This is a genomic window from Patescibacteria group bacterium (assembly GCA_041660565.1).
Lineage (GTDB): Bacteria > Patescibacteriota > UBA1384 > CAJBMM01 > CAJBMM01 > JBAZWC01.
On sequence record JBAZWC010000001.1, the window covers coordinates 132,712 to 148,399 of the forward strand.

The 15,688-nt window shown below is 42.4% G+C and carries 16 protein-coding genes; 15 read left to right on the forward strand and 1 reads right to left on the reverse strand.

Features of this window, described 5'->3' with window-relative positions; translation table 11 throughout:
- Positions 1–30: 30 nt before the first annotated feature.
- The 9 genes from WC773_00640 to WC773_00680 all read left to right on the forward strand — a co-directional run bounded on the left by WC773_00640 (position 31) and on the right by WC773_00680 (position 8,845).
- Positions 31–441, forward strand: a complete 411-nt coding sequence (locus WC773_00640) for a ribonuclease HI family protein (protein ID MFA6081908.1) — start codon at positions 31–33, stop codon at positions 439–441.
- Positions 428–661, forward strand: a complete 234-nt coding sequence (locus tag WC773_00645; protein MFA6081909.1) for a DUF167 domain-containing protein — start codon at positions 428–430, stop codon at positions 659–661. The genes WC773_00640 and WC773_00645 overlap by 14 nt, the downstream gene beginning before the upstream one ends.
- A gap of 59 nt (positions 662–720) precedes the next feature.
- Positions 721–3,669: an isoleucine--tRNA ligase gene (ileS, locus tag WC773_00650; protein ID MFA6081910.1), complete on the forward strand. Its 2,949-nt coding sequence runs from the start codon at positions 721–723 to the stop codon at positions 3,667–3,669.
- A gap of 11 nt (positions 3,670–3,680) precedes the next feature.
- Positions 3,681–4,814, forward strand: a complete 1,134-nt coding sequence (rodA, locus tag WC773_00655; protein MFA6081911.1) for a rod shape-determining protein RodA — start codon at positions 3,681–3,683, stop codon at positions 4,812–4,814.
- Between the two features lie 389 nt (positions 4,815–5,203).
- On the forward strand, positions 5,204–5,506 hold the full coding sequence (rplU, locus tag WC773_00660) for a 50S ribosomal protein L21 (protein ID MFA6081912.1): 303 nt from the start codon (positions 5,204–5,206) through the stop codon (positions 5,504–5,506).
- Positions 5,506–5,700 (forward strand): preprotein translocase subunit SecE, encoded by a 195-nt coding sequence (secE, locus tag WC773_00665; GenBank protein MFA6081913.1) that lies wholly within the window; start codon positions 5,506–5,508, stop codon positions 5,698–5,700. Before rplU ends, secE begins: the two co-directional genes overlap by 1 nt.
- Positions 5,697–6,323 carry a transcription termination/antitermination protein NusG gene (gene nusG, locus WC773_00670; GenBank protein MFA6081914.1) on the forward strand — a complete coding sequence of 209 codons (627 nt, stop codon included), beginning with the start codon at positions 5,697–5,699 and terminating at the stop codon, positions 6,321–6,323. Before secE ends, nusG begins: the two co-directional genes overlap by 4 nt.
- A gap of 9 nt (positions 6,324–6,332) precedes the next feature.
- On the forward strand, positions 6,333–6,758 hold the full coding sequence (rplK, locus tag WC773_00675; protein MFA6081915.1) for a 50S ribosomal protein L11: 426 nt from the start codon (positions 6,333–6,335) through the stop codon (positions 6,756–6,758).
- Positions 6,759–6,988: 230 nt separating this feature from the next.
- Entirely contained in the window at positions 6,989–8,845 is a 1,857-nt protein-coding gene (locus WC773_00680; GenBank protein MFA6081916.1) for a DEAD/DEAH box helicase, read from the forward strand.
- On the opposite strand, the gene WC773_00685 is transcribed toward WC773_00680, so the two are convergent.
- A complete protein-coding gene (locus WC773_00685) occupies positions 8,842–9,201 on the reverse strand; it encodes a hypothetical protein (GenBank protein MFA6081917.1) in 360 nt (119 codons plus the stop codon). The two genes, WC773_00680 and WC773_00685, sit on opposite strands and share 4 nt — an antisense overlap.
- A 59-nt stretch (positions 9,202–9,260) precedes the next feature.
- On the opposite strand from WC773_00685, the gene dprA reads away from it, so the two are divergent.
- The 6 genes from dprA (at position 9,261) to WC773_00715 (ending at position 15,577) form a co-directional block, all read left to right on the forward strand.
- Positions 9,261–10,343: a DNA-processing protein DprA gene (gene dprA / locus WC773_00690; protein MFA6081918.1), complete on the forward strand. Its 1,083-nt coding sequence runs from the start codon at positions 9,261–9,263 to the stop codon at positions 10,341–10,343.
- 55 nt (positions 10,344–10,398) lie between these two features.
- Positions 10,399–12,549: a type I DNA topoisomerase gene (gene topA / locus WC773_00695; protein MFA6081919.1), complete on the forward strand. Its 2,151-nt coding sequence runs from the start codon at positions 10,399–10,401 to the stop codon at positions 12,547–12,549.
- Positions 12,549–13,157, forward strand: a complete 609-nt coding sequence (gene recR, locus WC773_00700; GenBank protein ID MFA6081920.1) for a recombination mediator RecR — start codon at positions 12,549–12,551, stop codon at positions 13,155–13,157. The genes topA and recR overlap by 1 nt, the downstream gene beginning before the upstream one ends.
- Before the next feature lie 15 nt (positions 13,158–13,172).
- The gene (locus tag WC773_00705) at positions 13,173–13,535 is read left to right on the forward strand and encodes a hypothetical protein (GenBank protein MFA6081921.1); all 363 of its coding nucleotides are present in this window, start codon (positions 13,173–13,175) and stop codon (positions 13,533–13,535) included.
- A gap of 225 nt (positions 13,536–13,760) precedes the next feature.
- Complete coding sequence (locus WC773_00710) at positions 13,761–14,513, forward strand: aquaporin (GenBank protein MFA6081922.1); 753 nt, start codon at positions 13,761–13,763, stop codon at positions 14,511–14,513.
- Positions 14,514–14,599: 86 nt separating this feature from the next.
- The gene (locus WC773_00715) at positions 14,600–15,577 is read left to right on the forward strand and encodes a tRNA-dihydrouridine synthase (GenBank protein ID MFA6081923.1); all 978 of its coding nucleotides are present in this window, start codon (positions 14,600–14,602) and stop codon (positions 15,575–15,577) included.
- Positions 15,578–15,688: the final 111 nt, after the last annotated feature.

Below are 15,688 nucleotides of genomic sequence, written 5' to 3' on the forward strand. Positions count from 1 at the left end.
TGCTATAATCAATTTGAACAAGGAGCTAGTTTGATTAATTTGACGATGTATTCCGATGGGGGATCGCGCGGTAACCCCGGGCCGGCGGCGTGTGGCGTGGTAATTTTTGGCCAAAATCAAGATGAATTGCATCGCATTGCAAAAACTATTGGCGTCACTACCAATAATCAGGCCGAATATCAGGCATTGGTAATGGGCTTGGAATGGGCGCTGTCTGAGTATGGCCAGGCAGAGGTGTTATGTCGGCTTGATTCCGAATTGGTAGTTAAGCAGCTTAAAGGTGAATATAAGATGAAAAATGCCGAGCTAAGGCCATGGTATGACAAAATCATACTATTACAAGCACAACTTGGCGGAAAAATTACATTTCAACATGTTCCGCGCGAGCAAAATAAAATTGCAGATAAATTAGTTAACCAAGCATTAGATGGACAAATCTAACCAAAAAATTTTAGTTAAAGTAATGCCGTTTGCAAAGTCTGTTCGAGTAGAGCCGATTTTGGGTGGGTTAAAAATATGGTTAACCGCCAAACCGGTAGATGGTGAAGCAAACAAGCAGCTAATCGAAGTTTTGGCGGATTATTTGCAGGTGCCAAAATCGGCCATTCAAATTAAATCCGGAGAAAATGGCCGAACAAAGTTGATCATCGTCACAAAATAATACGCCTCTATCCTAATCGATCTGATTTTGCTAGAATTAGACCAGATTAAGGAAATATTATGTTTAAATCGGTTGATCCCAAAGTTAGTTTTCCGTCTCTTGAGGAAGAGATTCTAAAATATTGGGATACGGAAAAGATTTTTGAAAAGGTTCAGGCAAAAAACAAAGACGGTAAACCGTACGTCTTTTTTGAAGGTCCGCCAACTGCCAATGCCAAACCGGGTATCCATCACGTTGAATCACGGGTGTTTAAGGATTTGTTCCCGCGTTATAAATCGATGCAGGGGAGATTTGTTGACAGGAAAGCCGGTTGGGATACTCAAGGGTTGCCGGTTGAGTTGCAGGTGGAAAAAAAGCTTGGGCTAAAAAATAAAAAAGAAATTGAAGCGTTTGGTATCGCCAAATTTAATGCCGAATGTCAAAAAGACGTTTGGACCTTTATGCAGGATTGGGAAAAACTAACCAAACGAATTGGCTTTTGGCTCGATCTTAATCACCCTTACATTACTTACACTAACGAGTATATTGAATCGGTTTGGGCGGTCATAAAAGCGGCGTCAGAGCAAACCGACGGGCTTGGCCAGCCGTTATTGTATCAAGGATACAAGGTGGTGCCGTATTGTACTCGTTGTGGAACAGCGTTATCTAGTCACGAAGTGGCGCAGGGCTACAAACTGGTGAACGAAAACTCAGTATTTATTAAATTTAAGCTTACTGAAAAATTACAAGGCAAAGCAGCCTTTGTGATAGGCTGGACCACCACTCCATGGACGTTGCCCGGGAACGTTGCCTTAGCGGTCGGTCAAGATATCGACTACGCAGTAATTGACGTGGCTAATGACGAGCGTTATGTAATTGGCACAGACGTGTGGGGTGATGTCCAAAAACGCGCAGCGATGGGTATTGATGGCGCAAAATTGGTTTCTACTATAAAAGGAAAAGAACTGGTTGGGCTATCTTATCAACCGTTGTTTTCAGGTGCGGTTAAATCAAATCAAAACGCATTCAAAATATATTCAGCCGATTTTGTGAACACCTCAGAAGGTACCGGCATCGTACACACCGCAGTAATGTACGGAGAAGATGACTATAATTTAGGGGTTCAAGAAAAGTTACCTACCGAGCACACGGTTGGGGAAGATGGGCGATTTTTATCACATTTAGGCGAACTTTCGGGTATGTACGTTAAATCTCACGACACCGAAAATATAATCTTAGATCATCTTAAGCGCAATGATAATTTGATGGCAGAAATGCCGTATTCGCACGATTACCCGTTTTGTTGGCGTTGCGACACGGCGTTGCTCTACTACGCCAGGAGTAGCTGGTTTATTCGGATGTCTGCGCTAAAAGATAAGTTGGTCAAAAACGGCGAAACCATCAATTGGGAACCAAAAACAATCAAAACCGGCCGAATGTTGGAATGGTTGGAAAACATCAAAGACTGGGCCATCTCTAGAGAGCGATATTGGGGCACACCTTTACCGATCTGGATTTGTCCGGAAAATCATCTTACTGTTATTGGTTCACTAAAAGAACTGTCTGATTTCGGAGGCAAGGCGCCTGACGATTTACATCGCCCGGAAATTGATTCCGTAAAATTCGCCTGCCCAACTTGCGGACAATTGGCGACACGAGTGCTTGAAGTGGCAGATGTGTGGTTAGATTCCGGGTCAATGCCGTTTGCTCAATGGGGCTATCCTCATTTGCCAGGCAGCCAAGAATTGGTGAAAAACCATTTTCCAGCTGATTACATTTCTGAGGCAATTGACCAGACCAGAGGTTGGTTTTATACACTTTTGGCCGTATCCACGCTGCTTGGCTTTGAGGCGCCATATAAAAATGTAATTTGCTTGGGGCATTTACTAGATGAACATGGCAAAAAGATGAGTAAATCTAAGGGTAATATTGTAGATCCAATGTTATTGCTAGATAAATATGGGGCAGATGCCATTAGATTATATTTCTATTCGGTTAACCCCCCGGGAGAGCCAAAACTGTTCGCGGAAAAAGATTTACAAACGGTACAACGGCGTACGTTAATGATACTGTGGAATATTTATAGCTATTTTGTGACATACGCCAATGAGTCAAAATGGGCTAAAAAAAATACCACCAAACCAAGCGACAACGTTTTGGATATTTGGATTAAATCTCGATTGAATCAGTTAGTTTTGGTAGTGACAAAGTCGTTAGACAAATATGATGTATTAACCGCATCACGCGAGATCATCGATTTTGTAGATGATTTATCAACGTGGTATTTGCGACGCAGCCGAAACAGAACTAATGAACTAAACTCCGAAACAGATAAAAATCATTTCTTTGATACAATGTTTGATGTATTGGTTACATTATCTAAAGTGATTGCACCGTTTACACCGTTTATTGCCGAAAAAATTCATACCGATTTGATAGGCGAGTCAGTCCATTTGCAACAATGGCCAAATTCAGAAACTGTGGACGAAAAAATCATACAAAGTATGAAAACAGTGCGGCAGATAGTTTCGGTTGGTTTGGAAGCGCGCATGGCCGCCGGTGTTAAAGTACGCCAGAAATTAGGCAAGGCTTATGTGCAATTAAAATCTGACGTATTGGTAGATTCAGATTTTACCAGTTTGATAACCGATGAGTTAAATATCGATAACATTGAATTTGTTACGACTGCTGTGTCTGATAAAAATTTGATTCAGTCTGGTTCCAATGCTATCAAATTGTGGCTTGATGCCACTATTACTTTGGAGCTGGAAAAAGACGGGATGATTCGCGAATTGGTGCGCAGTATTCAAGATTGGCGAAAAACTAACGCATTAACCGTTTCGGATACAATAAATGTGTTGTGGAATAGCAGCGACGAAATCATACAAAGTATGATGTCTGACCATCAGTATTTGGATATGGTGCAAAAGAGTACCAGATCTACTGTGAAGCATCAACCAAATTTGGGTGATCAATTTATCCAAGTAGATTTGAACGGTCGTAAGATAGACTTACAGTTTAAAAAGTAGACACAAAAATAATGTTTTCAAAACTGAAATCGGTAGATTTACTATTATTTTTATTTCCGATAATGCTTTGGATTATCGGGTGTGTGGTGCTGTGGTCGCTTACTTTTGCTAGCACCGATATTGGTACTCACAATTTAGCCATTAAACAAGTTGAATTTGGAGTTATTGGCATAATATCGATGATAATTTTGTCATTGGTAGATTACCGGTCGCTTCGGTCTAATGTGATAATAATTTGTGTAGTCACAGTTGCTTTGCTGATTGCGGTGGAATTAGTTGGGAAGACTAGTCTGGGTGCTACCAGATGGCTAGATCTTAAATTTTTTCAACTGCAACCGTCTGAATTAGCCAAAATGGCTTTAATTATCACATTATCCGCCTTTTTATCTCCAAGATTAGACAATCCAAATTTTAAAACTTTATTTGCTGCATTGTTTATTTTGATCGTGCCACTTGGCCTTGTGATCACTCAGCCAGATTTGGGCACGGCGATGATATTGGTAGCAATCTTTTTAGGCCTAATATTTATGCTTAAATTGCGCCGTGCCCACTACGCGGTGATATTGATATCAATTTTATTGGTCCTGACCGCTTCGGTGCTAGCGTTTTATCGCGTTGCTCCATTTTCAAATTTACTTCATGATTATCAACGTAATCGAGTAGAAACGTTTCTTAACCCCGAAAGTGATCCGCTAGGGAAGGGATACAACGTGCGACAGGCGGTTATTGCAATCGGAAATGGCGGATTGTGGGGCAAAGGCCTTGGCCAAGAGGTTGGCCACCTTTCCCAATTAAACTTTTTGCCAAAGGCCTACACAGATTTTATTTTTGCTGCTACTGCAGAATCGGTTGGTTTTGTTGGTGCGGCGTTGGTGCTGTTTGTTTACGCCGGGATCTTTTGGCGAATAATTATTGCTGCGGTTACCGCAAAAGACAACTTTGCCAACTTAATTTGCTTTGGTTTCTCACTAATGTTGTTATTTTCGGTGTTGGTTAACGTGGGGATGAATTTAGGGATAATGCCAGTAACCGGAATTCCACTGCCGTTTATTAGCGCCGGCGGCACGGCGTTAATAGTAAACTTTATGCTGCTGGGAATAATCCAGAGTATTATTATCCGCCGAAAAGCCATTAAATTTGACTAATCCGGCGGTCTCGGAGAGGAGATAGACGTAGCTAACTGTCATTTCGACCCAATGAGAATGTCAATTCGAATATGTTGGAGAAATCTTCAGAAAGAACCCCTTCCAGTTTTTCTTTGAGATCTCTCCACCCCGCTAAGCGGGGTATCGGAACGCTCAGCGTCCCACCCTCGAGACAATGCTCGAGGCTCTGCCCGTAGGCTACGCCCGGAGGGAGTCGAGATGACAGCGGTGGTGTATTGTCTTACTTCATAAGGTTCTTAATTCATATTCCAAAATGTTGCATTATGTCATTCATTATGTTATTGTAGATTTAACAGAATAAATTAATAATATACTCTGACAAAAGAGTATAGTATTGTTTTGCAAAAATTTAGATTTAAGGAGACGATGTGCCAGTATTAGTTAAGGTCAAAGGAAAACAATTTTGGGTTGATAAAGGCGATACAATTACCGTGGATCGCTTTTTAGACGAAATAAATGCTAAAATTGAATTGCCGGCCGTGCTGTCTGTCGTTGAAAAATCAAAGACCACATTAACCCCAAAGGTTACAGTATCAGCGGTGGTAATGGCGCACACACAGGGAACTAAAATTCGCGTATTTAAACATCACGCCAAAAAAAGATATCGAAAAACCCAAGGGCATCGTCAGCAACAAACTATCCTAAAAATTGAGCAAATTGAGACAAAATAATGGTTTCGCCGATTCAATATTTAAAAGATGTTTATCAAGAGGTTCAACGAGTTGTTTGGCCTGCACCAAAAACGGTTTTGGCGCACACCGGCATCGTCGCTCTCTCGATGATTGGATTAATTGCCTTGGTTTCGGCAATCGATTATCTGTTTATTTCAATAATTAAAGCAATTTTGTTTAAGGGGCAACTATGAACGCCAAAAAAACACCCGCTACAAAAAATGTCGAAGTTCAGGCCGAAGTGGTAGAAGAATCAAACGCAGAGGTTACTTTCTCTTCAACTAGCCCGGTAGAAAACTGCCATTGGTATGTTATTCACACCTATTCCGGTTATGAAGAGCAAGTGGCACAGAACTTGCGACAACGTATTCAAACCATGAATATGGAAGAAAAAATTTTTAACGTGCTAGTGCCAAAAGAAAAACAGATTGAAATCAAAAATGGTAAGCGCAAAACCGTTGAAAACCGCATTTTCCCCGGTTATGTGATGGTGCAAATGGTGGTGACGGAAGATAGTTGGTACGTTGTACGTAACACACCTAACGTAACCGGATTTATTGGATTTGGCATTCATCCAACCCCAATTTCAGAAGAAGAAGTAGAACGCATTAAAAAACGAATGGGTATTGAAGAGCCAAAATATCAAATTGACTTTGATGTTGATGATTTGGTCCGTATTACAGATGGCGCGTTGAAGAACTTTGAAGCCAAAGTAATAGATGTTGATCGAACCAAAGGTAAAATTAAAGTTTCAGTAAATATGTTTGGCCGTGAAACCCCGGTAACTCTTGATTCACTTCAAGTTAAGAAGATGTAAAGGATAATAATGGCAAAAAAGATTAAACAACAAATTAAGATCCAGCTTCCGGCTGGTAAAGCGACTCCAGCCCCACCGGTTGGCCCAGTTTTGGGTGGTACCGGTATTAATATGATGGAATTTTTGACCAAGTTTAACGAACAAACTCGGGAAAAAGGTAACGCTGTTATTCCGGTAGAGTTGACTATTTACGAGGATCGGTCATTTTCATTCATCACCAAAGAGCCGCCAGTTGCGTACTTAATCAAACAGGCATTAAAAGTGGACAAAGGTTCGGCCAGTCAGCGTAAAGAAAAAATTGGCAAACTAACCAAAGATCAAGTTCGTCAAATTGCCGAGCAAAAACTTTCCGATTTATCCGCAGCCACTGTTGAAGCAGGTATGAACACCGTGGCCGGCACCGCCCGTTCGATGGGTGTTGACGTCGAAAAATAAATCAAATATTACAAAAGCCCGTAGTAGATCAGCCACCAAGGGGGAATGGGGCTGATCATCCACGGGCTTTTTGTTGTAGTTAGAATACTACCTACGTGGGGAAAAGCCAAAGGAGGGGCATAGCTTATCGACCATCGTAGATAGTATCCTAACCGCAAAGGATTGAATTATTTAGGTTAACGTGTCATTATAGCATATGGTCTTGCAGAAGTCAATAGTTGGAGTCGATTTTGAATCAAAACAACCTTTCGTTATCAATCAATCAACACGTAACACAGTCAGACATCATTCGCTGGCTAAACGATAACTGTTATTCGAGATCAGAAACCATTTCATCCTATGGACAATACTCCGTTATTGGTGATGTTATTAAGATATTTCCGGTTAATTATCCTAATCCTTTCCAAATATCTTTTTACGGTGATCTTATAGAAAGTATGCAAAAGTATGCAGATGATCAGAAAACACTAGTTGACCACATGAACATATCACCTAACATTGTAGACTCGGACGAGTTGCGCTTTGAGCCTGGGCAGTACGTCGTGCACGTAGATCATGGTATCGGATTGTTCAAAACGCTCGGACTTCGTCGCACAGATCAATTTGTAGAAAATAATCTGAGCCATCGCTTAGAATACCAACCATTTCTGATTATTGAGTATGCCGATGGGGGAGAGTTATTTGTCCCGCCAGAACAATCCGGCAAATTAACGCACTATGTTGGCGCGCGTCATCCGGTTTTAAGCAAACTGGGATCTCAACGTTGGCAAACCACCAAAAAGAAAATTGAAGAAAGCTTATTTAAAATGTCGCGTGAGCTGCTATTAATTGCGGCAAAACGTCAGATAAAACAAAGATCGCCACTTAAAATTCAAGGCGATTGGATAAAGTTGATGTCGGATCAATTCCCGTACGATGAAACCGACGATCAGTACAAAGCAATTGAAGCGGTGCTGTCTGATTTATCATCAACCAGAATAATGGATCGTCTTATTTGCGGCGACGCTGGTTTTGGCAAGACCGAGGTGGCGGTGCGGGCGGCGGGGGCTTGTGCAAGCGCCGGATATCAAGTGGCAATTCTAACTCCAACTACCATCTTGGCGCGTCAGCACACTGCCACTTTTACAAATCGTTTAGCCAGTTTGCCGATCAATATTGTAGAACTAAGCCGGTTTGTATCCGAAAAAGATCAGCAAAGCGCGATAGAACGAATCTCATCCGGTAAAGCCGACATTATTATTGGTACTCACAGATTGTTATCAAAAGATGTTAAATTTCATAACCTGGGAATGTTGATTGTGGACGAGGAGCAGAAATTTGGAGTAAAACACAAAGAAGCCATCAAACATCAACGCGCCGAAGTGGATGTGCTAACGTTGTCCGCAACCCCAATTCCGCGGACGTTATTCCTGGGCCTGTCTGGGTTACGTGATATTAGTTTGATCGTCTCACCGCCCAAAAAGCGTCTGCCAACTATTTCCAAAGTTGGAAAAACCGACGAAGGAATAATCATTCAAGCACTAAAAGAGGAAAAAGCGCGAGGAGGACAATCGTTTATTTTGCATAATGAAGTTGAAACAATTTCTAACCGAGTTGATCAGCTTAGAAAACAATTGCCAGATCATGTAATTAAATTTGCTCACGGGCAGATGCCAGAGAACCAGCTTGCCAACACTATGTCCGAGATGATTAACGGCAAAATTGATGTATTGGTTACCTCGACTATTATTGAAAACGGTTTGGATATTCCAAATGCCAATACCTTGATTGTGGAAAAAGCCGATCATTTTGGTTTGTCTGATCTGTATCAAATTAGAGGACGAATTGGCCGGAGTGATAAGCAATCATACGCCTACTTCTTTTATGCTGTCCCAGAGCTATCGCAACTTGCTCGACAGCGATTTACCGCGTTGCTCGAATCGGATCAACTTGGTAGCGGCTACACCATCGCCACACGCGACCTAGAGATTCGCGGTGGGGGAAACGTGCTTGGCAAAGAACAGCACGGCAATATGGAGGCCGTTGGTCTATCTTTATATACAAAAATGTTGCAACTGGTTATCAAAAAAATGCAAGAAAGAGCTTAGGCGGCTTCCTCGGCACCAAAACCGTTTGCCTCGTAAACTTGTGGTAGCAAGTCGGTTAGAGTTTCTAAATTTTGGTTTATAACGGCCTCGTAGTGAAGATCGTCAGTCAAAAATCCTAATGTAAGCTCGGACGCATGATGGTCGCAATCAACGCATTTATAATCGGCGGGTACGTCTTGCAATGTGTAGCAATTAGAACAAATGCCCGTTTTACCATCAAAATGCTCATCTAATAATCTAAGCAATTCTTCTCGGTCTTTATGATCTAGCTTTAGTAACTCGGCTTTCTGATTGGTTGTGTGATCTTTTTCCACTCTATCAAAATCAATGCTCGTTTGTCCTTCTGGTGATTTCATATTATCTCAACTCCGATTATTTAATTTACTCATCTATAATATACATATAGTATTATATTATGTCTAAATCAAATTATACCCATAACGAATTATTATTACTATCCGGTTTTTATAAAATTGGGCCGGTGGGATATCAAAAACTAGTAGCATCGGAGACAGATTTAATCAGATGTTCCGCGTCAAATCTTACTCAAGTGGGGATTAAGCCTCAGACCGCAGCTGAATTTATCCAATTTCGCGATCAGTTTGATGTAGATTACGCTCGCGAAAAATTAGATGAGTGTAACGTCAAAACGGTGGCGATTACCGATGATGAGTATCCGACAATGCTTAAAGAAATTACCGATCCGCCTTACCTACTTTACGTGTTAGGTGATACCGCGGTGTTAAATTCGGTTTGTTTGGCGGTGGTAGGCAGTCGCAATCATTCGCATTATGGCGTGGCGGCGGTAGAGAAATTAATACCCGATGTGGTGGCGCACGGCATCACCATTGTTTCCGGTCTGGCTTACGGCATAGATGCCAAGGCGCACCGAATGTGTGTTGAATCCGAGGGCAAAACAGTTGCAGTGGTGGGGTCCGGACTAGACAAACTGTACCCCACCGACAATCAGTTACTGGCGCGTGACATTATTAAAACAGGCGGCGCCATTATCTCCGAATATCCGCTGGGCACCGCTCCCTTGCGCCAACATTTTCCGGCACGAAATCGAATAATCTCAGGAATTTCTCAAGCCACGTTGGTAATTGAATGTGATATCAAAAGCGGCGCCATGATTACTGCTCACCACGCTATCGACCAAAATAGGGATGTTTTGGCGTTGCCGGGCACTATTACCAGCGGGTTTTCAGCCGGACCGAATAGGTTAATTAAAATGGGTGCAAAGTTAATAGAGAGTTCGCAGGATATTATCGAGAATTATAATTTATCATGGTCGGGCAATAAAAATCAGTTGATCGCAGAGCCGATGAAGGGGCACGAACAGGCGGTTTTTGAATTACTATCAACCGACCCGGTTCATATTGACCAATTGATAGAATTATCTACACTAAAAAGTGATGAGGTAGGTTCTGCCTTGCTTTTTTTGGAGATGAAAGGCCTGGTGCGCAACATCGGCGCAGCAAATTATGTTCGGCGATAATTTTGTATTAACTAATATATATGATATAAACAATAAGTCTATTTAGGAGAATGCTTTGTCAAAACAATTAATGATCGTGGAATCGCCGGCTAAGGCCAAAACAATTACTAAATTTTTAGGTAGTGGGTTTAAAGTGATGGCATCGTACGGCCACGTACGTGATTTGCCAACCAAAGGTCTGGGTATAGACGTTGACCATAACTTTGAGCCAACCTATGTTGTCCCTCCCAAAGCCAAATCAGTGATTATCGCGTTACAAAAAGAGCTCAAAGACAGTGAGGGATTGTATTTGGCCACTGACTTGGATAGAGAAGGAGAAGCGATTTCTTGGCATTTGGAACAGGTATTAAAGACCAAATTGCCCGCTAAGCGTATTACATTTCATGAAATTAGCAAAAGTGCCATTGACGATGCGATTAAGCATTCCCGTCAAATTGACGCCAACTTGGTAGAGGCGCAAACCGCTCGCAGAGTGTTAGACCGATTGGTCGGTTACACTCTGTCTCCATTTTTATGGCAAAAAGTGGCCGCGCGCCTGTCTGCCGGGCGGGTACAATCGGTAACGGTGCGGTTAGTGGTGGAAAAAGAGCGCGAAATTCAAGCGTTTAAGGCAGTAGAATATTGGTCTGTGATTGCCGTTTTGAATAAAAAGGGTGATTCAATCCAATTTAATGCCGATTTAGTAGCGATTGATGACAAAACGATCGGACGCACAGCGCTATCCGAAAAACAGGCAAAGTCGGTAGAGTCAACGCTTAAATCTGCTAGTTATAAAATTACTCAAATTGATAAAAAAGAGGTATTCAAATCACCGCCACCGCCATACACCACTAGTACGTTGCAACAAGAGGCAAACCGTAAATTGGGCTGGTCGGCCAAGCGAACCATGACCGTGGCGCAGCATTTATACGAAGATGGTTTTATCACCTATATGCGTACCGATTCGGTGCAAATGGCAAAGTCGGCCATTAATGAGGCTCGCGATGTGGCAAAAAATAGCTTTGGAGCAGAATTTGTGCCCACAAATCCGCGGTTCTTTGCCAATCGTACCAAAGGCGCGCAAGAAGCTCACGAGGCAATTCGGCCGGTACATTTTTCTTCCGATCCTGATCAGCTTAAAAAAGAATTGGATGCCGGGGCAATTCGTTTGTATGAACTAATTTGGAAGCGTGCTTTAGCCAGTCAGATGGCAGACGCCAAGTTTGAGCGCACCGCGGTAAATATTGCAGCGGCAAATTGTATGTTTAGGGCAAACGGGCAAATTCCACTATTCCTCGGTTATCTTAAGGTCTATATCGAAACCAAGGCCGAAGCCGAAGAAGAGATTGAAGGGGTTTTGCCAAAACTACTGGAAGGCGATTTATTGCATTTGAATGATCTGTTAGTTGAACAGCACTTTACCGAGCCTCCGGCGCGGTACACCGAAGCCAGCTTGGTCAAAATGCTGGAAGAGTTAGAGATCGGGCGGCCATCAACCTATGCGCCTACGCTGGAGACTATCCAGAATAGGGGATACGTGGTGCTGGAGGAGAAAAAATTTATCCCCACCGACATTGGTATGTTGGTCACAGATTTATTGGTGGAGCATTTTGCCTCAATCGTCGATTATCAATTTACCGCCGAGCTTGAGGAAAAGTTAGATGATATCGCCGAAGGCAAGCGTCAACGAGTTCAAGTTTTGTCCGAATTCTATACTCCGTACTCAAAATTGCTTAAGCAAAAGAGCAAAGAGCTGAAAAAAGACGAAATCATGCAAGAGGAAACTGACCAAAAATGCCCTAAGTGCGGCAAGAATTTGGTAATTAAAACCGGACGCTTTGGCCGTTTTTACTCTTGCTCCGGATATCCTGATTGCGACTATACTGATAAAATCGCCAAGTCTGGCAAACCGGCGGTTGAGCCTAAAACCATTGGCCGTAAATGTCCGGATTGCGGGGAGGATTTAGTTGAGCGTGTTGGTCGGTTTGGCGTTTTTGTCGGATGTAGCAGTTTTCCAAAATGCAAATTTATTGAAAGTAAACCATCGGCTAAAATTAAAGCCAAATGTCCACTTTGCGATAGTCCGTTAGTCGAAAAGCGCACCAAAAAAGCCAAATTGTTTTGGGGCTGCTCAACCTATCCAAAGTGTGATTACGCCACATGGAACAACCCTGATACGACTCCACCGACACTGGAGAATGGCGGGAATAGCAAAAAAAGTGAATAATGAAAAATCTTTTACCCAAATCAATTGACGAGCTAGTTGACCAGCTATCGCGGCTGCCCGGCATCGGCCCGAAATCGGCCAGCCGGCTAGCGTTTGCGTTGATGCAACGGTCAAATGAATCTGTGGAGCATCTGGCTCAAGCAATTTTAATGATCAAAAAAGATTTGCGCTACTGTTCAAAATGCTATCTAATTACAGACAAGCCGGATTTATGTGTGGTTTGTCAAAACGATAATCGGGATCAATCGATTATCTGTGTGGTTGAAGAATCGCTAGACGTGGTGGCAATCGAATCTAGCCACGGATTTAACGGAACGTATCATGTTTTAGGCGGGGTGATATCACCAATAGACGGTGTGGGGCCGGAGCAGCTGACTATCGCAGCGCTAGCAGCACGAATTGGCAGTTCTCCACAGGTTAAAGAAATCATCATCGCCACCAATCCCACGCTTGAAGGAGAGGCGACATCAATGTATTTGTGTGAACAATTAAAACCATTTAAGATAAAAATAAGCCGAATTGCGCGCGGCTTGCCAAGTGGCGGAGATTTGGAATATGCTGATGAAGTAACACTTTTAAGAGCGTTAGAAGGTAGACAGGTAGTATAAAATGGAGGAAATATTATGAAAGAATTAGATGGTATCTGTGAAGAATGTGGCAACACCGGAATCGTTGGGGATAGTTGCTCGTTTTGTGGTAACAAGATTATGTCGCTTGACGACAATTTAGATACTTTTGATGATGACGAGGATGATATTCCGGTGCAACGAAAATCAAAAAAATCTTTACCCGAAGATGATATTGATGAGCTAAGTGATTTTGATGATATTGATGATATTGATGAGCCCATCGATATTGATGAGGATATTGATGTCCCGGCTGAGCATGAAAGTTTAGACGAAATGGCGTTCAAAGAAGAAAAAGAGCAAAATTCCGAATCAGACTTGGCCAAAATGAACAAAGAAAACGAAGACGACGAAACTTAAAACTCGAAATTATAAGCACGAAGCACGAAATAAATCAAAAATATCAAATCAGAAATTCAAAACATTTGGTATTTGAGGATTTGGAGTTTTGTTTCGGATTAGATGCTTCGCATCGAAATCACTCGCAGAATACTCATGATTATCGAATTTAGTGCTTAGTGCTTGCATTTGTGAATGGTTTGTATCATTGTAAAGTTAATATCAAATAAAAAGGAGAACAGTTCTATGTTAGAAAAAGACTTGTGGAAAAAGCTGGTCGCAGAGTTTGTCGGTGGGTTCATTTTAACCTCGGCAATCGTTTTTCCGAGCATCGCTTTGCATGACGCGGGCATTGGGGCGTTTTTGTTCATTATGTTTACAGCTGGCCTAGGTATGGCAATGGTTGTATGGTTGTTTCGTGACATCAGTGGTGGCCACGCCAACCCCGTTATCACCTTTGCAATGATGTTAATGCGCAAGGTAAGTGTAGTTACCGGAGTATTTTATTGGATTGCACAACTTGCTGGCGCGGTTGTAGCAACCTATTACGCGGCTGGAATGTTTAAGATTGGCAGTTTGACTACCGCAGATTTGAGCGGTTATGGTGTGGCTATGCCGGTAACCGGATATAAAGACATTCAAGCATCGTTAGCCGAAGCATTTGGCGTTTTCATTTTGGTTTCGGCAGTGCTAGCGGTAATACACATCAAAGACAAAGTTCAAGCTGGTTTAGTAATTGGCTCCGCTTTGTTAATTGCCGTGGTAATGACTGTGGCTGTTTCCGGTGGTGCACTTAACCCAGCCAGAGAATTTGGTCCAATGCTACTAACCAAATCTATCTACAAAGATACTTTCTTGTGGATCTACCTGGTAGCCCCAATGGTAGGAGCGCTGGTTGCGGTCTTGGTACATATGATTATCAACGAAAAAATTTCCTTGTTAATCACTTTGCCAAAAGCCAGAACATTAGAGCATCAATCATCTGACGACGCTAAATAATCTAGCAAGTTAAAAAAAAGACGTCGATTTATGGAAACATATCCGGCGTCTTTTTTGGTAGCCAAAAATGTGGTATAATAAATTTTGTGATTAAAAAACCATTCGCCAAATCAAATTTGCCGTTAATCGGTTTGTCGCCGATGGCGGGTTACACCGATTCTGCGTATCGTACTATCTGCCGCGAACTAGGGGCAGATTTTGTGGTAACGGAACTTATTTCGGCTGATGGGGTAATTCAAAACTACGCTAGCCTTGGTCGTGTGTCAAAAACGCTCCGACTGATGCGGTTTTCCGCCAAAGAGCGCCCAATATTTATTCAACTTTTTGGTGCAGATCCGGAAAAGATGAAATTAGCGGCTCAGATCATCGCTAAAGAGCTAAAACCAGACGGAATCGACATCAATATGGGGTGTCCGGCGCACAAAGTAGTGTGCAGTGGTCATGGTTCGGCGTTAATGAAAAATCCTGCTTTAGCCGCAGAAATCGTCAAAAGTGTCAAAGAGGGGAGCGGACTGCCGGTTAGTGTCAAAACGCGGCTTGGGTGGTCTGATTCATCTAACTTAAATCAGTTTGTGGTTAGCTTAGCCAACGCGGGGGCCGATATGATTGCCATTCATGGGCGTACCTATGAGCAAGGTTTTAGTGGCAAAGCAGATTATGAGCCAATTTATGAGGCCAAGAAATTGGTCAGTATTCCCGTTTTGGGCAATGGTGATATCTGGTCAGCCGGGGACGCACTAGACAAAATCGGTAATTTAGATGGGCTGCTAATTGGTAGGGGAGCGGTGGGGAATCCATGGATTTTTGCAGAGGTAAAAGAGGCGTTAACCACGAAACAGGTGGTTAATCACCCAATAAACTGGCAAAAAAGATTCGAACTACTAAAAACGCATGTAGAGCTAAAGTATCAGCAAGATGGAAAAATTGGCATTGTTGAAATGCGAAAAATTCTACCAGCTTACCTCAAAGGATTACCTAATGCGGCAAAATATCGTCAAAACATCAATTCGATCAATACCGTAGAAGATGTTAAAAAACTAATATCAGAGATACTGGGCTCTTGACAAGTTGTTTCCGATGTGCTAAATTGGCGATTGTAACTTTACAACTTGACACCGAACCCCAAGTAATGTTAATTACGAGGTAGAAATCTGGCTGGAATTGAGGAGCCAATG